Origin of the sequence: uncultured Campylobacter sp. (assembly GCF_947255105.1) — a bacterium.
Taxonomy (GTDB): domain Bacteria; phylum Campylobacterota; class Campylobacteria; order Campylobacterales; family Campylobacteraceae; genus Campylobacter_B.
The window spans coordinates 14,296-36,461 of the sequence record NZ_CAMYFP010000001.1; the positions used below are offsets into that span (position 1 = coordinate 14,296).

24 protein-coding genes and 1 other RNA gene are annotated in these 22,166 nt (G+C 34.0%); 12 read left to right on the plus strand and 13 right to left on the minus strand.

The window, feature by feature from the left end:
• Positions 1-8: 8 nt before the first annotated feature.
• The 5 genes from Q0X52_RS00100 to Q0X52_RS00120 all read right to left on the minus strand — a co-directional run bounded on the left by Q0X52_RS00100 (position 9) and on the right by Q0X52_RS00120 (position 3,853).
• The gene (locus Q0X52_RS00100) at positions 9-323 is read right to left on the minus strand and encodes a hypothetical protein (protein WP_297573248.1); all 315 of its coding nucleotides are present in this window, start codon (positions 321-323) and stop codon (positions 9-11) included.
• Between the two features lie 53 nt (positions 324-376).
• Positions 377-1,030, minus strand: a complete 654-nt coding sequence (gene sodB / locus Q0X52_RS00105; RefSeq protein WP_297573250.1) for a superoxide dismutase [Fe] — start codon at positions 1,028-1,030, stop codon at positions 377-379.
• A gap of 78 nt (positions 1,031-1,108) precedes the next feature.
• Positions 1,109-1,252 (minus strand): hypothetical protein, encoded by a 144-nt coding sequence (locus Q0X52_RS00110; protein WP_297573252.1) that lies wholly within the window; start codon positions 1,250-1,252, stop codon positions 1,109-1,111.
• Between the two features lie 23 nt (positions 1,253-1,275).
• Positions 1,276-3,225, minus strand: a complete 1,950-nt coding sequence (locus Q0X52_RS00115; RefSeq protein WP_297573256.1) for a mechanosensitive ion channel domain-containing protein — start codon at positions 3,223-3,225, stop codon at positions 1,276-1,278.
• The gene (locus tag Q0X52_RS00120; protein ID WP_297573258.1) at positions 3,188-3,853 is read right to left on the minus strand and encodes a carbonic anhydrase; all 666 of its coding nucleotides are present in this window, start codon (positions 3,851-3,853) and stop codon (positions 3,188-3,190) included. Before Q0X52_RS00120 ends, Q0X52_RS00115 begins: the two co-directional genes overlap by 38 nt.
• Before the next feature lie 158 nt (positions 3,854-4,011).
• On the opposite strand from Q0X52_RS00120, the gene Q0X52_RS00125 reads away from it, so the two are divergent.
• The 5 genes from Q0X52_RS00125 to Q0X52_RS00145 all read left to right on the plus strand — a co-directional run bounded on the left by Q0X52_RS00125 (position 4,012) and on the right by Q0X52_RS00145 (position 7,153).
• On the plus strand, positions 4,012-4,689 hold the full coding sequence (locus Q0X52_RS00125; protein WP_297573259.1) for a Bax inhibitor-1/YccA family protein: 678 nt from the start codon (positions 4,012-4,014) through the stop codon (positions 4,687-4,689).
• A gap of 91 nt (positions 4,690-4,780) precedes the next feature.
• Positions 4,781-5,101, plus strand: a complete 321-nt coding sequence (gene secG, locus Q0X52_RS00130; protein ID WP_297573261.1) for a preprotein translocase subunit SecG — start codon at positions 4,781-4,783, stop codon at positions 5,099-5,101.
• An 18-nt stretch (positions 5,102-5,119) separates the two neighbouring features.
• Positions 5,120-5,677 carry a ribosome recycling factor gene (frr, locus tag Q0X52_RS00135; RefSeq protein WP_297573263.1) on the plus strand — a complete coding sequence of 186 codons (558 nt, stop codon included), beginning with the start codon at positions 5,120-5,122 and terminating at the stop codon, positions 5,675-5,677.
• Entirely contained in the window at positions 5,678-6,094 is a 417-nt protein-coding gene (locus tag Q0X52_RS00140) for an RDD family protein (RefSeq protein ID WP_297573264.1), read from the plus strand.
• A 171-nt stretch (positions 6,095-6,265) separates the two neighbouring features.
• Positions 6,266-7,153 carry a DMT family transporter gene (locus tag Q0X52_RS00145; RefSeq protein ID WP_297573266.1) on the plus strand — a complete coding sequence of 296 codons (888 nt, stop codon included), beginning with the start codon at positions 6,266-6,268 and terminating at the stop codon, positions 7,151-7,153.
• Positions 7,154-7,159: 6 nt separating this feature from the next.
• On the opposite strand, the gene recJ is transcribed toward Q0X52_RS00145, so the two are convergent.
• Positions 7,160-8,740 (minus strand): single-stranded-DNA-specific exonuclease RecJ, encoded by a 1,581-nt coding sequence (gene recJ, locus Q0X52_RS00150; protein ID WP_297573267.1) that lies wholly within the window; start codon positions 8,738-8,740, stop codon positions 7,160-7,162.
• Entirely contained in the window at positions 8,737-10,359 is a 1,623-nt protein-coding gene (locus tag Q0X52_RS00155) for a CTP synthase (protein WP_297573269.1), read from the minus strand. Before Q0X52_RS00155 ends, recJ begins: the two co-directional genes overlap by 4 nt.
• A gap of 168 nt (positions 10,360-10,527) precedes the next feature.
• Between Q0X52_RS00155 and Q0X52_RS00160 the strand changes: the two genes are divergently transcribed.
• The 6 genes from Q0X52_RS00160 to Q0X52_RS00185 all read left to right on the plus strand — a co-directional run bounded on the left by Q0X52_RS00160 (position 10,528) and on the right by Q0X52_RS00185 (position 16,207).
• Positions 10,528-10,737, plus strand: coding sequence for a DUF4492 domain-containing protein (locus Q0X52_RS00160; protein ID WP_297573271.1), 210 nt, complete (start codon positions 10,528-10,530; stop codon positions 10,735-10,737).
• Between the two features lie 4 nt (positions 10,738-10,741).
• Positions 10,742-12,250 carry a cytochrome ubiquinol oxidase subunit I gene (locus tag Q0X52_RS00165; RefSeq protein WP_297573273.1) on the plus strand — a complete coding sequence of 503 codons (1,509 nt, stop codon included), beginning with the start codon at positions 10,742-10,744 and terminating at the stop codon, positions 12,248-12,250.
• Position 12,251: 1 nt separating this feature from the next.
• On the plus strand, positions 12,252-13,346 hold the full coding sequence (locus Q0X52_RS00170; RefSeq protein WP_297573275.1) for a cytochrome d ubiquinol oxidase subunit II: 1,095 nt from the start codon (positions 12,252-12,254) through the stop codon (positions 13,344-13,346).
• 162 nt (positions 13,347-13,508) lie between these two features.
• Positions 13,509-14,192 (plus strand): uracil-DNA glycosylase, encoded by a 684-nt coding sequence (gene ung / locus Q0X52_RS00175; protein WP_297573978.1) that lies wholly within the window; start codon positions 13,509-13,511, stop codon positions 14,190-14,192.
• Position 14,193: 1 nt separating this feature from the next.
• Positions 14,194-15,369: a replication-associated recombination protein A gene (locus Q0X52_RS00180; protein ID WP_297573980.1), complete on the plus strand. Its 1,176-nt coding sequence runs from the start codon at positions 14,194-14,196 to the stop codon at positions 15,367-15,369.
• A complete protein-coding gene (locus Q0X52_RS00185) occupies positions 15,359-16,207 on the plus strand; it encodes a radical SAM/SPASM domain-containing protein (RefSeq protein ID WP_297573277.1) in 849 nt (282 codons plus the stop codon). Before Q0X52_RS00180 ends, Q0X52_RS00185 begins: the two co-directional genes overlap by 11 nt.
• Before the next feature lie 16 nt (positions 16,208-16,223).
• On the opposite strand, the gene Q0X52_RS00190 is transcribed toward Q0X52_RS00185, so the two are convergent.
• From Q0X52_RS00190 to Q0X52_RS00215, 6 genes are all read right to left on the minus strand, one after another.
• Positions 16,224-17,213 (minus strand): DUF3137 domain-containing protein, encoded by a 990-nt coding sequence (locus Q0X52_RS00190; protein ID WP_297573279.1) that lies wholly within the window; start codon positions 17,211-17,213, stop codon positions 16,224-16,226.
• Positions 17,191-18,165 (minus strand): DUF3137 domain-containing protein, encoded by a 975-nt coding sequence (locus Q0X52_RS00195; RefSeq protein ID WP_297573281.1) that lies wholly within the window; start codon positions 18,163-18,165, stop codon positions 17,191-17,193. The genes Q0X52_RS00190 and Q0X52_RS00195 overlap by 23 nt, the downstream gene beginning before the upstream one ends.
• Positions 18,155-19,054 carry a DUF3137 domain-containing protein gene (locus tag Q0X52_RS00200; RefSeq protein WP_297573283.1) on the minus strand — a complete coding sequence of 300 codons (900 nt, stop codon included), beginning with the start codon at positions 19,052-19,054 and terminating at the stop codon, positions 18,155-18,157. The genes Q0X52_RS00195 and Q0X52_RS00200 overlap by 11 nt, the downstream gene beginning before the upstream one ends.
• A gap of 3 nt (positions 19,055-19,057) precedes the next feature.
• On the minus strand, positions 19,058-19,621 hold the full coding sequence (locus Q0X52_RS00205; protein WP_258299295.1) for a LemA family protein: 564 nt from the start codon (positions 19,619-19,621) through the stop codon (positions 19,058-19,060).
• Positions 19,622-19,731: 110 nt separating this feature from the next.
• Positions 19,732-21,540 carry a translational GTPase TypA gene (typA, locus tag Q0X52_RS00210; RefSeq protein WP_297573286.1) on the minus strand — a complete coding sequence of 603 codons (1,809 nt, stop codon included), beginning with the start codon at positions 21,538-21,540 and terminating at the stop codon, positions 19,732-19,734.
• Between the two features lie 51 nt (positions 21,541-21,591).
• Positions 21,592-22,014, minus strand: a complete 423-nt coding sequence (locus tag Q0X52_RS00215) for a hypothetical protein (protein WP_297573288.1) — start codon at positions 22,012-22,014, stop codon at positions 21,592-21,594.
• Positions 22,015-22,068: 54 nt separating this feature from the next.
• Between Q0X52_RS00215 and ffs the strand changes: the two genes are divergently transcribed.
• An RNA gene (ffs, locus tag Q0X52_RS00220) (signal recognition particle sRNA small type) lies at positions 22,069-22,166 on the plus strand.

Here is a 22,166-nt window from a genome sequence, read left to right on the forward strand (position 1 = left end):
AGGTTTGACTACTTTTCATAGCCAAGACTGCACTTTTTCTTTGAGAGAGCAAAGAGTATGAAGTTCATATTCTCAACGCTTAACTCTCTAAGCTCTTCTATAAATTTAGGCTCATAAATTTTGTCTAAATCTTTGTCACTTAGTGGATAAAATGCCTCTTTTAGCTCTTTTGAAAGCCTTTGAAGCTCTTTTTTGTTGTCACACTTTAAAAAAGCTTCGTGAAATTTATTCATTATAAATTTGGTCTCATCTATGCTATATTTTGGAATCTCATAACCATAAAGAGTCAAATTTAAAATACAAAAAATGGTAAATTTTTTCATCTAAAACCAACTTAGTTGGCGAAAACCGCCAACTATTAGCTGTTATTTTGCTGTTATTTATGGTTGCAGCAGCTTTTGCCTTTGCCACCACAGCAGTGAAGCTCATGCATATAGAACTCAACTGATCCCATGCCCTCTTTTAACGCCCACTCATAAGCTTGTGAGACAAATTCCCAGTTGATATTTTCATAAAACTTATCTAGATATTTTGCTCTTGCGTTTTTTACATCTATGTAGTATGCATGCTCCCAAACATCAACTACTAGTAGCGGTACTTTGCCCTCTGTAACAGGAGTGTTTGCATTGCTTGTTTGGACTATTTCTAGTTTTTTATCTTTAGGATTATAAACTAACCAACACCAGCCAGATCCAAAAAGTGTAGTACTAGCGTTTAAAAACTCCTCTTTGAAGTTTTTAAAGTTTTTCTCCAATGCCTCTTTTAACTCGCTACTCATATCTGATTTTTTAGCTATACAGTCCCAATAAAAGTCGTGGTTATAGACTTGAGCTGCATTATTAAAAACACCCTTGCTTGACTTTGTTACTAACTCAAAAAGACTTTTGCCACTAAACTCGCCCTCTTTTGTAAGGTTGTTTAGGTTATTTACATAGGTTTGGTGATGTTTTCCGTAGTGGAACTCACAGGTCTCCTTGCTAACAACTGCATTTTTTGCAGGGTCAAATGGTAATTCTCTTAATTTAAACATATCTATTCCTTTCTTTTTTGTGATATCCTCAATGATAACATCAAATTCTAATCAAATTTTAAATATAAATTTTACAGACTAATAACTTTCCTCTTCATTTTCATCGTCATCATAATCATCATCTTCGTATTCATCCTCTTCGTCATCTAAAAGATCATCATCTACATATGAGTCTTCATCTTCATAGCTATAATCGCCATCGTCATAATAATTTTTATTCATTTTTTCTCCTTTGAAAGATAACTTTAACTATCGCTTTGTTCTAAATATACCGTTCTTGATGGGAAGGCAAACTCAACTTGATTTTTCTCCAATATATCTATAATTTTGAGATAAACATCCTCTTTTGTCTCCAAAAATTCAGCCCATACAACGCTTTTTGTAAAGCAGTAAATCATAATATTGATAGAGGACTCTGCAAACTCATCAAGGACTACAAAGAGTGTATTTTTATAACCTGCCAAGTCATCAACTGATACAATCTTTTGCCTATGTCTTGAGATGTAGTCTTGAAATTTAGATGAGGTATCGTCTGCTTGTGCGATTCCTGGGTGGTTATGAAGCATCTCTTTTATATCTTTTATGCAACTTCTAAGCTGTGCTGGTGTTGTGTCGTAGGTTAGTCCGATATAGGTTTTAATTCTTCGTCCTACCTTTCTTCTGCTCCAGTTTTTGACACTTTTACTCATAATTGTAGAGTTAGGAACAAAAACCAAAGCATTGTCAAATGTCCTAACAGTAGTCTTTCTAAGACCAATCTCGACAACAGTTCCCTCAACATCGCCACAAACTATCCAATCCCCTTGTGAAAATGAGTTGTCAAACAAAAGCATGATAGAGGCAAAAAAGTTGGCGATGATATCTTTGGTAGCAAGTGCAACAGCAAGTCCTCCAATACCTAGTGAAGCAAGTATGGTTGAGACATTAAAGCCAACATGATTTAAAAGTAGCAGAACCGCAATGATGATAATAAAAAAGTAAATTATCTTTATCATCATGTTTAAGACATCTTTTCTAGCACCCCTTGTAGCGATGTTGCCGATAAATATCATTCCATAACTTCTAATTAGACCAATAGCAAGCCAAGCATACAAAAAGATATAGACCGCTCCAAAATATCTACTAAATGTAAAAGGAACTGGAAGCGGATAGTAGTAGATAGAGGCGCAAACTCCAGTGGCGTAGGCAATTAGTAGATATCCAATTGGTCCTTTTATCTCTTCGATTATCTGAGATTTGCTCTCTTTTGCATCTTTTTTCTGTCTTAAAAAAAGACCAATAAAACCATACAAAATATTGGCAAAAAAGAGTCTTAGTGAGTAAAAAAGGACTATTGTGACTGTGATTAGAAGTATTTTTCCGCTGTTTATTTTGTTGGCATCAAATGGTAAATGTGAGTTGATAGCTTTTATGATGTTGTTTAGGTTGAAGGTCTTTAGAATAAGTCCGCTGCTTATTAAATTTATATTGTCCGATAAAAACTTAATAATCTCTTTATAGGTCTCTAAATTTTCCTTTAAAAGTTCAAATTTAGCTAAAAGTTGCTCTTTTTTGACCTCATCTGTTATGCCATCTATCTGAGAGCTATATTTTATATAATCCTTTGCTTGAAGTGCCAAAATGGTATTTTGTAGCTCTTTTTTTAACTGAGTCTGTGTTGCTCCTTCTAAATAGAGCTTTTCAAAACTAAGTATAAATTTATAAAAAATTTCCTTGTTGTCAAAAAGCATAAAGTCAAGATAGGCATCGATATATTGGAGGCTATTTTTGTTCTTTTGGTATCTTTTTACTCTATTGTTTATCTTTTTTTGCTCGTTTAGATAGGTAGAAATCTCTTTTTTATCAATTTTGTGGTTGATGATAGCATTTGGAATCTCTTTTAAAATGTTGTTTTTGTTTTCAAGTAGCAAATTTAGCTCTTTTTGGCTCTCATCTGTATCTTTTGTATTTTCTTTAAAAATTGTAATTTGACTATCTATCTGCTTTAAGTCCTCTACAATTTGATCGATAGTGGTCTCTCCATCAGCTATCTCTACATCATTTTCATCTAAAAAATCATAAAGTTCTTTTTGAATAGACTCTTTTTGAGTTGCTGGTTTTGGGCTATCTGTATTGTTTGCTTCAACCCCATCTGCCAATAGCGGAACAAAAGCAAAACTAATAATCAACAAACATTTTCTTAAAGATACTCTCATAATCAACTCCCTCTTCAATAATCTTAAAATGGTGTGTCTTTTCATCAAAAATATAGATAAGCCCCGTTTCTATGATAAAGTGCCAACCATGTATTTTGACCTTTTTACTCTCTACTGCCTCCTTAAGACCTGGATAGGTGTAGAGATTGTCTATAGAGTTGATGATATTTAACCTCTCTGTATACCACTGGATTTTTGAAGTGCTGTCTAAATTTAACTTCAAAATCTCCTCTTTTATCGGTGCTAAAAGGTTGAGCCATTTTTTTATATTTGGAACTTTTTGAAGTTTTTCATTGTCATAATAGAGCGCCGCACAGCCGCCGCAGTTGCTATGTCCGCAAACTACAATGTTTTTTACTTTTAGCTCGTTGATAGCATACTCAATAGCAGCCGTTGTTGCAACATAATCATCACTCACTCTATAGGGCGGGACGATATTTGCGACATTTCTTACTACAAAAAGCTCTCCTGGAAGTGTATTTGTTATCATATTTGGCACAACTCTTGAGTCCGAACAGCCAATAAAGAGCGTGTGAGGGGATTGGTGGTCTGCTAAATCTTTAAACAGATCTTCATTTTTTAGATAATCCTCATCCATAAATTTGATGGCGCCCTCTACGATATCCATCTTCACCTCCGTTTTGATTTGCTTATTATATACATAAAAATGTAAATAGTTGTGTAGTAATTTAATTTTTTATATAAATTTATATGGTTAAATTTAACCAATATTTACTCTATTGTGGTTAAAATAATCATTTATATTAAGAAAACGAGGAGATTTATATGAGTCTATATGATAGAGATTATCTTGCGCAATCTGGCGAAGTCGAGATAGAAAGAAGTAGAGCTACAAGTATTGTAAGAGATACCTACAAACTACTCACCGCATCACTTATTGCTGCTACTGCTGGAGCTTATGTTGGAATGGGTGCTCTTGCGGTTTATAATTGGTTGTTGTTTTTTATAGTTGAAATGGCTTTGATATTTGGCATGCACTACACAGTTGCAAAGGGCTTTAATAGTATCGCTTTGGCACTTTTGTTTGCCTTTACATTTATCACAGGTTTTGGGCTTGCTCCAATATTAAATGCATATATTGCACATGGCGCTGGACATGTCATAACTAACGCATTTTTAACAACAGCTTTGGTATTTGGAGTTTTGACTGTCTATGCTATCAACACAAAAACAGATGTTGTCTCTTGGGGCAAAAGTCTATTTTACATATTGCTAGCAGTTATAGTTGTAAGTATTTTAAATTTGCTCTTCTTTAAAAGTGGCTTGCTAGATCTTGTTATATCAGCAATTACAGCTGTTTTGTTTAGCTGCTATATAGTTTATGATACACAAAACATCTTCAAAGGAAGATATGAGTCACCTATTTTGGCGGCAGTTAGCATGTATCTAAACATTCTTAACCTATTTTTATCTTTGCTTAGACTTTTTGGTAGCAGAGATTGATGTTTTGGGGTCTCTCCCCAAAACTCAAATTTAACTTAAATTTATCTATTTTTTATATAATAACAACCTATTAAATTTATAAGGATAAAACTTGACTACCACTTTGTTAGTAATACAGTTTCTCTTAACTGTTATCATAACCATATCGGTACTTTTACAAAAAAGCTCATCTATCGGACTTGGAGCATATAGCGGAAGTAACGAAAGTCTTTTTGGCGCAAAGGGACCTGCTGGATTTTTGGCTAAATTTACAGCGATTATGGGACTTTTATTTGTTTTAAATGCACTTGCTTTGGGACATCTTTATCAAAAAAATAGCAGTAGCTCTCTGCTTGAAAACTATAAGGTGGAAACTCCTTTGCCAAGCACGCTAGATGATAGCAAGCTCCCACCAAAAGCTCCGTCACTTTAATTCATAAAAGGGTTTTAGATGCTAGAAAATATCTATAAAAATCAAAAAGAGAGCTCAGTAAAGGCTATCGAGGCACTCAAAAGAGACTTTATGACACTAAGAACAGGCAAGGTAAATATAAACATACTTGATAATGTCTTTGTTGAATACTATGGCAACCAAACTCCTCTAAATCAAGTAGCAACAGTGCTTGCAACAGATGCTATGACCATAACAATAACACCATGGGAAAAGACAATGATAAAGCCTATAGATACTGCTATAAAGGCTGCAAATATTGGTGTTACTCCAAATAGCGACGCTGAGGGCATAAAGCTCTATTTTCCACCAATGACTACTGAGCAAAGAGAGGAAAATGTAAAAAGAGCCAAAGCGATGGGCGAAAAAGCAAAGGTTAGTATAAGAAACATAAGAAAAGAGGCAAATGACGAGATTAAAAAGAGCGAAAAAGAGCTAAATTTATCAGAAGATGATGTCAAAAAAGCCTATGATGATGTTCAAAAAATAACAGACGAATTTACTTCTAAGGTAGATAGCGAAGTAAAAAACAAAGAAGTTGAGCTTTTAAAAGTATAGATGTCAAAGATAAAAGGTCAAATTTCCCCTATTTTTCCGCGCATAAAGGCCTTTTTAATAGATATGTTTATGATAGCTATACCGGAGCTCTATATTGTAACTTATGTGATACTTGGTGGAAAAGATGAGTTTTTAAAAAGTCATCTTTCTATCTTTCTTATTTGGCTCCTATATGGCATAATCATCTCACTATTTCAATCAAAAACTGCCCAAAGTCCAGGATATAGAGCTATGGATATCTACTTGATAAATTTAAAAACCGGCAAAAAACCCTCATTTTTGGACTGCTTTTTTAGATATGTTCTCTTTATAGTCTTTGGTCCTTTTGGGCTGCTATTTTGCCTTTTTAGAAAAGACCGACTAAATTTACACGACATAGCAACTAAGATAGCGCCACTCATAAAGAAAAATCAATAGCGTTAAAATAAAAAATGATTTTTAATAGTGGGCTAAATTATTTAAAGAGGGCTTAAAATGAGAGAGATAAAAACATCAATCCACTTTTTTACAAACAGACAATCTAGCCTCAAATTTAAAAATTTAAAATCAACCACTACAACTTTAGTCAAATTTAAAGTGAGCTTTTAGATGTTAAAAAACAGATATAGCTTTGGAATCATACTAACCATAATAAGTGGTATTTCATGGGGCTTTGCGGGAGCTTGCGGGCAATATCTTTTTGAGGTAAAAGAGCTAGATCCAAAGTGGCTTGCTACGGTGCGAATTTTTTACTCAGCTCTCTTTCTTGGAGTTCCTGTGATTTTCAAATTTAAAAAAGAGGCAAAGGCGCTTTTGAGTGATAAAGTTGGCATGATAGAGCTGCTTATTTTTGCTATTTTTGGATTATTTGTCTGCCACTATACTTACTACATGGCTATTGAGTTAAGCAATGCTGCAATTGCTACAGTTTTGCAATATACAGCGCCTGCAATGATACTTGTCTATGTAGCCATCAAAAATAGAGCCTTTCCTAAAAAACGAGAGTTGCTTGCTCTACTTTTTGCGATGGTTGGAGTCTTTTTGCTAGCAACTCACGGAAAACTAGATAGCTTTCAGATCCCTAAAAAAGCCCTTATTATCGGGCTTATATCGGCGGTTTGCGTTGCAATATATACCTTAAGTCCTATCAATAACAACAAAAAATATGGCACTGTAGTAACACTTGCTATGGCGCTAATTGTAGGTTCGTTTTTCTCTATTTTTGCCACAGGATACTGGGGTTTGCAAGGGGCTTATGATATTGAAAGCTTTCTTGCTGCTGCTGGCGTGGTCTTTTTTGGAACTATCGTTTCATTTACCTGCTATCTTTATGGAGTTAGTATAATTGGACCATCAAGAGCAAGCTTAATAACCGCCATTGAACCTGTTTCGGCTGCAGTTTTTGTCTATTTGTGGTTTGGTACAAAATTTGTCTTTGTGGATTATGTTGGGTTTGTTTTGATACTTGCCTGCACTGCACTTCTTGCTAGAAAATAACTAAATTTAGTGTGAAACTATCTCTTTGATGATGAGTTCTGGGCTTATCATCTTTTTAAACTCATTTTTTGTAATTGTGGCAATAATCGTGATATAGTCATTCTCTTTTGGTCTTACATCAAAGTTAAAAAATAGCGCCTCTTTTATAGTGCCGCCCTTTTTTAGGGTCATTTTAAGGTGATTTTGATCTTTTCCAATAGTTCTTATGAGAAGCACTTTTAGATCTTTTAAGATAAATGTAGGACGCGGGTTTTTTTGTCCATAAGGCTCAAAAAACTCCAAAATGTCAAGCATTTCAAGATCTAACTCATCTAAATTTAACTCTCCCAAAATCTCATCTTTGTAGTTTGTTGAAGCTATGATATCCTCTTTTGAAATTTGAGAGTTCAAAGCTTCTTTAAATTTCATTAAATTTGAAGGGTCTATTACTATGCCAGCAGCACTTCTATGCCCTCCATATCCTATCAAAAGCTCTCTGTTGTCCTCTATCGCCTTTAAAATATCAAATCTGCCGACACTTCTTGCACTTCCCTTTGCCCTGTCATCATCTATGCTAAAGACAATTGCTGGTTTTTTATACTGTTTACAAAGTCTTGAGGCAACTATGCCTATAACTCCCTCATGCCACTCTTTGCCCCAAGCAACGATGATGCTGTCATCTTCATCGACATTTAAAATGGAGTCTTCATAGAGGTTTTTCTCCTCCTCTTTTCTTGAGTTATTTATGCTTATAATCTCATCAAGATAGCCATTTGCCTTGCGAATATCGGTCGAAGACAAAAACTTATAAGAGAGCGTTGCGTCGTCCATTCTGCCTGTGGAGTTTATGAGTGGTGCTATTAGAAAACTAATATCATCAAAGCCAAATTTAGACTTGCCATAATACTCTCTTATTGCCCTAAAACAAGCTCTTTTGCTCCTATTTAGATGCTCAAGTCCCAGCCTTGTAAGAACTCTATTCATATCGCGAAGCTCCATCATATCGGCAATGATAGCAAGTAGCAAAATATCAAGAGATTTTGACATATCGTAGTTTATGCCAAAGACATCTTTGAGCGCGCCAACTAGATACCAAGCAACTTGCGCACCGCATATCTCACTATTTGGGAAATGGCACTCTTGCTGCTTTGGGTTGATGATGGCAAAGGCTATTGGCAACTTGCTTGGAGGTTGATGGTGATCTGTAATGATAAGCTCAATCCCTCTTTTTTGGCAACAAATAGCCGCTTCATCTGCGCTTATGCCATTATCAACTGTGATTATTAGGTTGGTGTTTGCTGGAAGATTGTCTATGATGGTGCTATTTAGTCCATACCCTTCCGTAAAGCGGTTGGGGATCTTGACATCAAATTTAGCTCCAACTCTTTGTAAAAAGTGGGTTAAAATGACGCTACTTACGATTCCATCGACATCATAATCGCCCACTATTATGATATTTTCTTTTTCTTCTACCGCTTTTTTTATCCGTTTGGCAGCTTTGTAGTTGTCCTTTAGCTCAGACGGTAGCGGAATATCTCCTGCTTTTTTGCAACTATCATCTTTAAAACGGTTATGTAAAATCTCTTTTAACTCTTTTTTTCCTATCATTTTTTAAGTGCCGCTTTTATAAATCCTAAAATTGCAGGATTGGGTCTTGTGAGGCGAGAGGTAAATTCTGGATGAAACTGAACACCTAGAAAAAATGGATGATTTTTTAACTCAACAGCCTCTATAAGCCCATCACTTTCACCGCTTACTATCATATTGTTTTTCTCAAAAATCTCCCTGTAGGCTGGGTTTGCCTCATATCTATGTCTGTGACGCTCTTTGATTTTATTGCTACCATAAATTTGAGAAAGAAGAGTTTCTTTTTTTATGTCACACTCATAAGCGCCAAGTCGCATAGTCCCGCCAAGTGGGCTTTTGTGAGTTCTAAGCTGCTTTTTACCATGACTATCGATAAACTCATCAATTAGATAGATAATTGGCTCTTTTGTATTTTCATCAAACTCAACCGAATTTGCCCCTTTTATCCCTAAAACATCTCTTGCAAACTCAATTAAAGCAAGTTGCATTCCAAGACAAATCCCAAGAAATGGGATATTGTGCTCTCTTGCAAATTTGATAGCTGCCATCTTGCCGTCTATCCCGCGGTTTCCAAAACCACCTGCTACCAATATGCCATTGACATTTTTAAATAGCTCTTCTACATTTGTCTTATCTATGCGCTCACTATCGCACCACTTGATATTGACTCTTACATCAAGCCCTGCGCCTGCGTGAATAAGTGCTTCAGTTAGGCTTTTGTAGCTCTCTTTAAGCTCCAAATACTTACCCACAAAGGCAATCTCTACACTATCACTTGGAGCTAACACTCTTTTTACCAAACTATCCCAATTTTGCATATTTGGCTTTAGCTCGCCAAGTCCCAAAGTCTCGGAAATTGGCACTAAGATATCTTGCTTTAAAAAAGAGAGTGGGACTTGATAGATACTTGCAAGATCTGGACTTTCTATAACTGAGTTTTTCTCAACTCCACAACTTAAAGCAATCTTATCTTTTAACTCCCTGTTTAGCGGCATTTGACTTCTACAAATTATCATATCAGGCGTTATGCCTATCCTTCTAAGCTCGCCAACGCTGTGTTGTGTTGGTTTGGTTTTAAGCTCACCTGCTACCTTTATATATGGCACAAGTGTTAGATGAACATACATTGCATTTTTTCTACCAACTTCGCTTCTAAGTGCTCTAATAGCCTCTAAAAAAGGAAGTCCCTCTATATCTCCAACAGTTCCACCAATCTCAACTATCAAGATATCATTGCCTTGACCCGCCTTTTTGATGCGATCAACTATCTCTCCAACGATGTGAGGGATCACTTGAATAGTTTTACCCAAATAATCCCCGCGGCGCTCCTTTTCTATAACTGTGCTATAGACCTTTCCTGTTGTAAAGTTGTTTTTCTGGCTTAAATTTTCATCTAAAAAACGCTCATAATGTCCCAAATCCAAGTCAGTTTCAGCGCCATCATCAGTTACAAAAACCTCGCCATGTTCAAGTGGGCTCATAGTGCCAGGATCTACATTTATGTAGGGATCTGCCTTTAGGATACTTACCTTAAAGCCTACGTTTTTTAGAAGTGTTGCGATACTTGCAGCTGCAATTCCTTTGCCAAGAGAGCTTAAAACTCCGCCTGTTACAAAGATATATTTTGTCTCTTTTAGCATATTTTTCCTTAAATTTTTTCTAGCTCAATTATACCTTTTTAACTTTTATAGTTGATAAAAATAGAGAAATTTAAGAGTTAATTAGGTTGAAATTTAAGAGAGTAAAATAGGGTTATTTAAATTTGTTTATAAGCTTTATTCTATTTTTATTTAGATAAAATTATCGCCATGGAAGCTCTAAAAAATATTTTTAATTTTTACTACACTGGCTTTAAAGATATGAAACTTGGCAAAACCCTTTGGTTGATTGTCTTTGTAAAGCTTTTTATTATGATTTTTATACTTAAATTTCTAATCTTTAACAAGACTATTTATAGCGAGTTTCAAACTGATGAAGATAGAGTTAATTTTATATATCAAAATTTAAAAAAGGATTGAAAAGATGGACGATCTTTTAACACTTGATTGGTCAAGAGCGCAATTTGCACTAACAGCCATATATCACTTTTTATTTGTTCCACTAACTTTGGGTCTCTCTTTTATGATAGCTTTTATGGAGACTATCTATGTAAAGACAGGCAATCCTGAGTGGAAAAAAATAACTAAATTTTGGCTTAGGCTTTTTGCCATAAACTTTGCCATTGGCGTTGCAACTGGACTTATAATGGAGTTTGAGTTTGGAACAAACTGGGCGAACTATTCGTGGTTTGTTGGAGATATCTTTGGAGCACCTTTGGCGATTGAGGGACTTTTTGCCTTTTTCCTAGAGGCTACATTTTTTGCTGTTATGTTTTTTGGTTGGGATAGAGTTAGTAAAAAATTTCATCTTTTCTCAACTTGGATGGTAGCACTTGGCTCAAATTTAAGTGCTTTTTGGATACTTGTTGCAAATGGCTGGATGCAACACCCAGTTGGCACAGTTTTCAACCACGAAACTCTTCGAAATGAGATGGTAAATTTCGCCCAGGTTGCACTCTCACCTGTTGCAATAAGCAAGTTTTTACACACAGTTAGTGGCGGATATATCACTTCGGCTCTCTTTGTTTTGGGAATCTCAGCCTACTTTATGCTTAAAAAAAGAGATTTTCAAATGGCTAAAAAAAGCTTTATCATAGCTGCAAGTTTTGGGCTTTTAAGCTCAATCTTTGTTCTATTTAGCGGCGATGAAAGCGCCTATCAAGTAGCACAAAAACAGCCAATGAAACTAGCTGCGATGGAGGGACTTTATAAGGGCGAAGTAAATGCCGGAGTTGTTGCTATGGGGATTTTAACACCAGGCAAAAAACCAGGCGATGATAAAGAGCCTTTTATAGTGCAGTTTCAAGCGCCCTATTTGCTAGGACTTATGGCAACAAGAGGGATAAATAACTTTACTCCAGGCATCGATGACTTAGTCTATGGCAATGAGAAGTTTGGTATCCCATCAACTAAGAGCAGAATGGAGAGCGGCGAGGCAGCGCTAAATGCACTTCAAGGTATCAAATCCACTCAAGATAGAGATGAGATTGCCTATTATAGGTCGATTTTAGATAAAAATATGCAAAACTTTGGCTATGGATATTTAGAAAAACCAGAAGATATTGTTCCGCCTGTTGCGCTTACCTTTTATAGCTTTCACCTAATGGTCGCACTTGGCTCTTATTTTATATTGCTATTTTTTGTGACACTCTATCTAACTATGGCAAACAATATCGAAAAATACAAAAAAATTCTTTGGGCATGCGTCTTTAGCATACCACTTGGATATGTTGCGTGTGAAGCAGGTTGGGTAGTGGCAGAAGTTGGGCGACAACCTTGGGCAATACAAGATCTAATGCCTGTTGGAGTTGCAGTTACAAATTTGGCAAGCTTTAATGTTTGGCTCTCTTTTTGGCTTTTTGCACTTTTATTTACAATTTTGTTTATAGCTGAGATTAAAATCATGCTTAAACAGATCAAGATAGGATTTTGAGATGTATGAGTTTTTACAAATTTATTGGTGGATTGTAGTTTCGCTAATTGGGGGGCTTTTTGTCTTTATGATGTTTGTTCAAGGCGGACAAACTTTGGTTAAAAAAGTTGCAAAAAATGAGCAAGAAAGAGATCTCTTTTTAAACTCAGTTGGACTAAAATGGGAGCTTACTTTTACAACTTTGGTTATGTTTGGCGGAGCTTGCTTTGCCGCTTTTCCACTCTTTTATGCAACTAGTTTTGGCGGAGCTTACTGGGTTTGGCTTGGAATACTTTTTTGTTTTATTGTCCAAGCAGTTGCGTATGAGTATAGAAAAAAACCAAAAAACTTTTTAGGACAAAAAACTTATGAAAATTTCCTTTATATAAATGGCTCTTTGGGAGTTATTTTGATAGGTGTTGCGGTATCTACCTTTTTTAGTGGAAGTAGCTTTGTTTTGGATGGTAGCAATTTTGTCGCTTGGCAGAGCAAGTTTAGAGGACTTGAGGCTTTGAAAGATCCATTTAACTATCTTCTTGCAATCGCTCTTTTTTTCCAAGCAAGAGTTGGTGGAGCAATCTATCTTATAAACAATATAAACGATGAAAAGATAAGATCAAATTTAAGGTCAAATTTAAAAATTGACGCCTTAATTTTCGTGCTATTTTTGGTAGCTTTTTTGGTAGCTCTTGTCCTAAAAGATGGCTATTTTGTAGACGAAAATGGCATTGTAAGTCTAGTGAAATTTAAATATGGACTAAATTACTTAAAGATGCCAATTGTTTTGATTATGCTCTTAATTGGGCTAATTCTGGCTCTCTTTGGACTTTACAAAGCTATCTTTACAACCAGCATAAAGGGAATTTTTCCATACGGAGCTGGTGTTGTTTTGGTTGTGATGAGCGTGTTTTTGGTAGCTGGACTAAACTCCACAGCCTTTTATCCATCACACTTTGACTTGCAAAGCTCACTTACCATAAAAAATGCAAGTTCAAGCCCATATACACTCAAAGTTATGGCTGTAGTTTCACTTTGGGCGCCAGTTTTACTAGGTTATATTGCCTATGTTTGGCGACTTATGGATGCTAAAAAACTCACAAAAGATGAGATAGAATAAGGAAAATAAAATGATAAAGTCAATTGTATTTATAATTTTTTGGTTTGTTTTGATCTATGCAAGTTATAAATTTGTGCTACTCAATATTAAGCAAGTTGAAAAAAACGAAGAGAGATATTTTAAAAAATAGTCAAATTTAGGGTTTAATTAGGGTTAGATGTGATAAAACTTGAAGATGTAAGGATAGAAAGCGGTTGGAAAGAGCAGCTAAAAGAGCAGTTTTTATCTCCATATTTTGACAATATCAAAAAAGAGTTACTCATAGCTCTTAGAAAAGAGGAGGTCTATCCGCCACCTAACCTCATCTTTAACGCCTTTAACCTTACACCATTTTCCAAAGTAAAAGTTGTCATACTTGGGCAAGATCCCTATCACAAAAGGGGGCAAGCTATGGGACTTAGCTTCTCTGTTCCAAGAGATGTTAAGATCCCGCCTAGCCTTAAAAATATCTATAGCGAGATTCAAAGCGACTTAAATATCAAAGAGCCAAATAGCGGCGATCTTAGCTACTGGGCAAAACAGGGAGTTTTACTTTTGAATGCCACTCTTACAGTTGGCGCAAACTGCCCAAATTCTCACTCAAACTTTGGTTGGCAAAGATTTAGCGATAGTGTGATACAAACTATAAGCCAAAAGAAAAAAAATGTTGTCTTTATGCTTTGGGGCAATTTTGCAAAACAAAAAGCGCCGCTCATCGATAAAAACTCTCATCTTATACTAACAGCCGCTCATCCAAGCCCACTTGCAAGAGGGGAGTTTTTTGGCTGTAGGCACTTTAGTAGATGTAACGACTACCTCATAAAACACAACATCACTCCAATAGATTGGGATCTTTCCAATGGCTAAGATGAATTTTGCTTTAAAATATCGACCTAAAAACTTGGATGAAATTTGCTCTCAAGATGAGATAGTGGGGATTTTTAAAAACTTCATCAAATCCAACCAAATACCGCACTCTATCTTTTTTGGCGGCGCAGGAACTGGCAAAACTAGCTTTGCAAGAGCACTTGCAAATGAGCTTGAAACACTGTTTTTTGAGTTTGATGGTGCAAATTTAAAGATAGATGAGGTTAGAAAGGTCATACCAAAAGGAGCACTCTTAAAGCCACTTATCTTTATAGATGAAATTCATCGCCTCTCAAAAACACAGCAAGAGACACTTCTTTTACCCATGGAGAACTATGACGCCATTTTTATCGGAGCAAGCACCGCCAATCCATTGTTTGCACTAACTCAAGCCATAAGAAGTAGATGTTGTGTTTTTGAGTTTAAACCTATAAAAAACTTTGAAAATATCCTAAAAAGAGTAAGAGAAGATGAGGATTTTACCATCGATGATGAGGCAAAAGAGTATCTTTTTGTAAGTAGCGGCGGCGATGCAAGAGCTATGCTAAATTTACTTGAGTTTGCCCTACTTCAAAGCAGAAATTTAACTCTTGAGATCTTAAAAAAGATAAGAGCCTATCCACTTGGGCAAGGTGTTAGCTCATCAGATACACACTACAACCTAGCAAGTGCTTTGATAAAAAGTCTAAGAGGAAGCGATGTTGATGCAGCACTTTACTATCTAGCAAGACTTATAGAGGCAGCAGAGAGCCCTGAGTTTATCGCTAGAAGATTTGTCATCTTTGCAAGTGAAGATATAGGCAATGCCAACCCAAACGCACTAAATTTAGCAGTTAGCACGATGAGTGGCGTAAAAAATATCGGCTATCCAGAAGCTAGAATTATACTTGCACAGTGCGCCGTCTATCTTGCCTCAAGTCCCAAGTCAAACAGCAGCTACAAGGCGATAAACAAAGCCTTAGAATATGTAAGATCTACACCACCTCTAGCCATACCAAGATATCTCATAAACAACGATATAAAGATAAAAGAGTATCTCTATCCGCACGATTTTGGTGGTTGGGTGGAGCAAAAATATCTAGAAAAAGAGTTAAATTTCTATAGTAGCAATGAGATTGGTTTTGAAAAAAGGCTAAGTGAGTGGCTAAAAATGATAAAACAAAAAGATGAAATTTAAAAAGGTCTATATCGAACTAAGCGATATTTGCGGGCTTGGCTGCTCGTTTTGTCCCATACTAAAAAATAAAAGAGGGATAATGAGCGTGGAGAACTTTAGAAAAACTCTCAAAGAGTTTGAAAACAGAGCCGACATCATAGCTCTTCACATCTTGGGCGATCCTTTGATACTTTCAAATTTAAAGAGCTATTTAGAGGTTGCAAAGGAGCAAAATAGCAACATTGAGATCACTACAAGTGGAGTTTTTTTAGACGCTTCGCGAGCGGATCTGTTGCTCTCATATCAAAACATCAAGCAAATTAACATCTCTCTTGCTAGTTTTTTTCATCAAAAAAAAGTTGCTTTTAAGCAATATCTCTCAAACATCTTCTATCTTTGCGACCAATTTAGCGGCGATGGCTTTATAAATTTAAGACTTTGGAACCTAGATAGCGAGCTAAAACCGCTAAATGACAACTCAAAGTTTTATGAAGCACTGGGACTGCACTTTGGTTTAAATATCGATAAAAAAGCCCAAAAAACAAGGCTAAAAAGACATATTTTACTAACTCAAGGAAAAACTTTTGAGTGGCCAACTATCAAGGGAGATGGCGAAGCTAGTGGGCGATGTTACGGGCTAGAGAAGCAAATAGGCGTGCTAAGTAGTGGCGTTGTTGTGCCTTGCTGTATGGACGCGGGTGGAGTTATAGAGCTTGGAAATATCTTTCAAAGCTCGCTTGATGAAATTTATCACTCCAAAAGAGCAACTCTCATAAGAGAGGGATTTAAGAAAAATCTTTCAGTAGAGCCACTTTGCAAAAACTGCACCTTTAAATTTGCCCGTGTGAAGCAAATTTGAGCCTTTAGTTTGCTTTTTAACTATCCAAATTTGCCCATAAATTTCTATCAAGTGCTAAGACATTAACAATACCAAAAAGTGCGTTTAAATCATCTAAAATAACTTTTGCTGGGTCTTGTTTTACAATGGGCTTGTTGATATCAGCCTCAAAACTATCAAAGCCTTTGTTTATGGCGATATAAATTTTAGTTTTTATAAAGCTAATGTTAATTTCACAATTAAAAATCTTTTGCAAATTTAAAACTCGCTCCATAAATGCGGGAGTTAAAAGATAAAATGCGTTTTGAATATCATCGCTAAAGACTTTGAATTTTTCGTTAAATTTGGGATTGTCAAGGGTTATTAGACTAAGCCCTTTTTTATCTCTTGGAGCGTGATGGGACATGATAAAGGTGTTTGACTTGATGTTTTTGTTAAAATCAGCGATAAACAAAATGCCTGTAAAAAGGTGAGTTTTATCTCTTTCATAGCGGTAAGAAAAGTAATTTATCAAAAAACGAATTGCCCAAAGACGTAAATCTATTTCATTATCAGTCTCTTTTTTATCTTCTAAAACCAAATCACTAAAACTAAAGCTAACACCATTAATCTCACCCGTTATCATATCATTGCCTCTTTGGTGGCTAAAAGGTTCAAAAAGTCCGCTTCTGATGATATCTGTAGCGTTTATATAGGCGTTCATTTTATAATTTATGCCTTTGTATTTGAGGTAGGGCAAAAGGTATTTTTCTTTATATAAATTTCTAAAAACTCTTGCTCTTTTATCAACTAAATTTAGATACTCTCTTCTAAATCCATAAATTAAAAATATTAAAAATGAGATAATTATAAACAACTTAGTTATGAAATTTAGCCTTGTAAGGTCTAAAAACTGAACTAAAACTATCAAAAATGCAAAAAATAAAACAAAAAATACCTTTAAAAATGCATAAATTTGAAGTGCCAAAAAGTTAGAAACTGCCTTTCTTCGCTCCATTTCTAACTCATGCAGAGTTATTGTTTTCACTATTTATCCTTAAAATTTCAACTATTTTTAGAATCTTTTCAATATCTTTTATGATGTTTTTGGCTGGATTTTGAGTGATTAAACTTTTTGTAATATCTGGTTCAAAGCTATTAATCCCAGTTTCAATTGCAATATAAATAGTGCCTTTTAAAAAACTGATGTTAATATCTGTTTTAAAATGGTTGTAAAGCTCTAAAACTCGCTCCATAAATGCTGGCGTTAAGATATAAAATGCATTTTGTATATCATCACTAAAAACTTTGAATTTCTCATTGAATAAAACATTATCAACTTTAATTTCTTTTAAATTTCCTTTTGGAGCTCCAAAACTCATTATAAAGGTGCTTGAATCAATAAATTTATTAAAATCAGCCTTAAAAAATATCCCTTTAAAAATAATATCAGTTCTCTTTCGACTGCGATATGCTGGAATTAAAGTTTCTGCTAAAAATGAATAGCTATCTTTCTCTTGTTTTAAATTTTTTAAAACAATATCACCAAAATAAAACTTAACGCCGTTACCATTTTTTATACTTTTTATCTCGCCGCTTACTGTATCATCGCCATTTTCATAGTCAAATTCTCTAAAAAGTCTTGAACGAATCAAATCAACAGTCTCAACTCCATAATAAGGCTTATAAACAAAGCCTTTGTTCTCTAAATATGGTTTTAAAAAATAGTTTTTAAACTCTTTATTAAAATCTTTTGATTTATCTGCTCTTAGCTCTTTTGAAGTAGAAAAAAGTAGTTTTATAGATAAAATTATTAAAATAAAAAGAAAAATTTTATCTTTATAGTTTGAATTTATAAAATATTGTCTATAAAATATCAGTATTAATACCAAAAATAAAATTATAAAAACAAATGACAAAAAAGAGTTTATAAACGAGGAATTATTTAAAAATTGGCGTTTTTTTTCCAACTCTAAAAGTGTTTTATACTTATATTCCATAGTTTTTCCAAATTTTATTATTTAAATTCAGTTCTCCAACTAAATTTAAAATTTCTAAAATATCTTTTTCATAAATTTCTAAAATTGAATTTTCACCAATTAAAGAGTTATGAAGTTTTGGCTCAAAACTATCATAATTAAACTCCAAATAAATATAAATTTTACTATCCAAAAAGGCAAAATTAAGCTCTTTTTTAAAATAATTTTTGATTTTTAAAACTCTTTCCATAAAATTTGGTGTTAAAATATATCTTGCATTTATTTGATCATTTGTAAATGTTTTAAAGCTTTTTTCGAACTCCACATCATCCATATATGCTCTATTACCAAATCTTTTTAAAAAAGCAATTTTATTTGATAAGACATAGGTTTTGGAAGTAAAAGTTTTATTAAAATCGGCTATAAAAAATATCCCTTTAAATATAGTTTCATAGCGAACTTTTTGATTTCCTTTTTCATCATAGGTTATGATCTCTTCTTGTAAAAACAGATCGCTTAATTTTATATTTACACCTTTAAATTTACCCTCTATCAAGTCATTTCCACCATAAAAATCAGCAATTTTATAAATATTTGGATAGTAAAACTCTTTTTTATCTATAAATTTATTTGGAAAATAATCTAAATTTGGGCTAATTTTTGTGATAATTTCTCTTAAGAGTTTGTTTTTAAACTCATAATTAAAATTTTTTACAGCAAAATTTCTATATGTTTGATAGATAAAAACGGCACAAAAGCTAGGAATAAAAAGTGAAGTTAAAAAATTATCTGATGAAAAATAGAGATAGACAAAAGCTAAAATAGCCAAACCACTTAAAAACAAAAGTACCATTTTAAGGTGGCTTAAAATGGCTAATCTCTTGTTTTCAAGGTTTTTTATATCATTCATTTACTATTTTTTGAAAAGCTCACTAACATTTGGACTTGCTTTTTCATCTTTTTCAATTTCAAAAAACGCATCTTTTTCAAATTTAAAGAAATTTGCAATTATATTACTTGGAAACATCTCAATTGTATTGTTATAAACCATTACACTTGAGTTGTATGCTCTTCTTGCAGCTGAAATTTGCTCTTCAATCTCAGTTAAAGTAGCTTGTAAATGCATAACATTTTCATTTGCTTTTAAATCTGGATAGGCTTCAATCGCAACTTGAATATTTCCTAAAAGTTTTGAAATTTGGGAATTTAAATCAAAAGTTTCTTTGTTGTTGTTTGAATTTATAGCCCTACTTCTAAGTTCAGTAACCTTAGTTAAGACCTCTTTTTCATGTGTTAAATACTCTTTTACAGTTGAAACTAAATTTGGAATTAAATCATATCTTTTTTTAAGCTGAGTAAATACACCTGCGCGGATATTTTTAACTTGATTTCTTTTGGCTATCAAGTCGTTATAAACACTAATTAACCAAAAAAGTAAAACAACTAAAATCGCTACAAATATCAAAGTTCCATTCATTATAAATCCTTTGTAAAATTTGGTCTATTTTACAAAAAATTCACTTTATTACATATAAAAATATAACAAACTTAGCCCACTGTTTTGGACTAAGTTTTAAAAAACTAAATTTAACCTAATTTTTTAGCCATTCTTTTTCTAATAGTTGGATCTAAATAGCGTTTTCTAACACGGATATTTTTAGGGGTTACTTCAACAAGTTCATCTTCTTCTATCCACTCCAATGCTCTTTCAAGTGTTAGAATTCTTGGAGGAACTAGTTTTATAGCATCATCACTTCCACTTGCTCTAACGTTAGTTAAATTCTTACCTTTTATAGGATTTACATCAAGGTCATTTGGGCGGCTGTGCTCGCCAATTATCATTCCTGTATAAACTTTGGCTTGAGGTTCAATAAATAAAACTCCTCTTTCTTGTAAATTCCATAAACTATAAGCTAGTGCAACACCATTTTCCATACTTACTAAAGCTCCATTTACCCGTCTTTCAACACTTCCACAAAGTGGGCGAAACTCTAAAAAGCTATGGTTCATTATACCCTCACCCTTAGTATCTGTTAAAAACTGACTTCTAAATCCAATCAATCCACGAGCTGGAATTTCAAACTCCAATCTTGTCTGTCCATCGCCTGTTGGACTCATAACTTTCATCTCAGCTCTTTTTTTACCAAGTTTTTCGATAATAATACCAGTAAATTCATCAGGACAATCAATAACTAAATTTTCAAAAGGCTCACATTTAACACCATTTATCTCTTTTACAATAACCTCAGGGCGACCTAGTAAAAACTCAAATCCCTCTCTTCTCATACTTTCAGCTAAAATTGTAATCTGTAACTCGCCTCTTCCACTAACTCTAAATTTACCCTCGCCAATGTTTTCATAACGCATAGCGATGTTGGTTTTCATCTCGTTTTGAAGTCTTTCTTCTATCTTGTTTGAAGTTACACTCTTACCCTCAGTTCCAGCAAGTGGCCCATCATTTACACTAAAAATAACACTAATTGTTGGCTCTTCAATATGAAGTTCTTCAAGTGGCATAGGGTTAGCAGGATCAACTATACTATCTCCAACTCCCAAAGCTTCAAATCCCGCAATTGCTACAATATCACCACAGCTTGCTTCATCAATATCTAGTCTATTAAGTCCTAAAAAGCCAATTAACTTTGAAATTCTACCTGTTAGTTTTGTGCCATCAGCTCTTACTTGCATAACACTTTGATTTTTGCTAATTTTACCATTAAATATTCTTGCAATACCAATTTTACCAACATAATTATCATAATCAAGAGTAAAAACTTGAAGTTGTAAAGGATTATCATTGCTTCCACTTGGTTTTGGAACATTTTGTAAAATTGTTTCAAAAAGTGGTGTCATATCTTTGTTTTCATCATCTAAATTTAACTTTGCGTAACCATCTCTTGCAGCTGCATAAACTGTAACAAACTCTAATTGTTCATCATTTGCATCAAGAGCTACAAAAAGGTCAAATATTTCATTTATTACTCTATCTGGATCAGCTGCTGGTTTATCAATTTTATTAATAACAACAATTGGTTTAAGACCAAAAGAAAGTGCCTTTTTAACAACAAATTTAGTCTGTGGCATAACACCTTCTTGTGCGTCAACTAAAAGTAAAACTCCATCAACCATCTTTAAAACTCGTTCAACTTCTCCACCAAAATCGGCATGCCCTGGAGTATCAATAATATTTATTTTTGTATCTTTATAAATAATGGCAGTATTTTTGCTTAAAATTGTAATACCTCTTTCTTTTTCAATATCACCGCTATCCATAACTCTATCGCCAACTGCTTTGTGAGCATCAAATGTGCCTGATTGTTTTAAAAGTTGATCTACCATTGTAGTTTTGCCGTGATCAACGTGTGCAATTACAGCTATATTTCTAATGTCTTTCAATATCTTTCTCCAAATTTAAATTATGAAAATTATATAAATTTAATTCTAAATTTATAAATAAATTTTAACCTCATTTACTAAAAACTCATAAATTCTTTGTTGCAAAAGAGCTTCATCTTCATCATCTTGACTAATAAGTCTTCTTAAGTGTTCAAAATCTATCTTTTTAGCATATCTTTTCACACTTCTTAACTCACTATCAATCTCTTTTAAAACAACATCAATAGTGTAATTTTTGTAAATTTTGCTCTTTTGTAAATACTCTTTTACCAAAAAAACAAGTATTTTGGCTCTCTTTTCATCATCGCTATAAATTTCTTTACCGATTTTTTCTATTGTATCAAAATCTTTTTCGCTTGGCTCTTTTTTTGCCATTAACATTGCTGAAAAAATTTTGGCTCTAAATTCAAGAGATCTATAGTGTGGTAAAAATAGCTCTCGAAATTTAGAGATGAGCCGAAGTTTTAAGTTCATAATCTATCCTAATCATTTTTTAAGTATCTTTTAGTTAGTATTCTTACTCGCCTCTTCTTAGACCTGTGCAATGTCATTTTTAGGCACCGTTTCAGGGTAGGAATACAGCAGAACATCTAAGCTTGGTATGTGCCGCAGCCATCTGAGAAGGG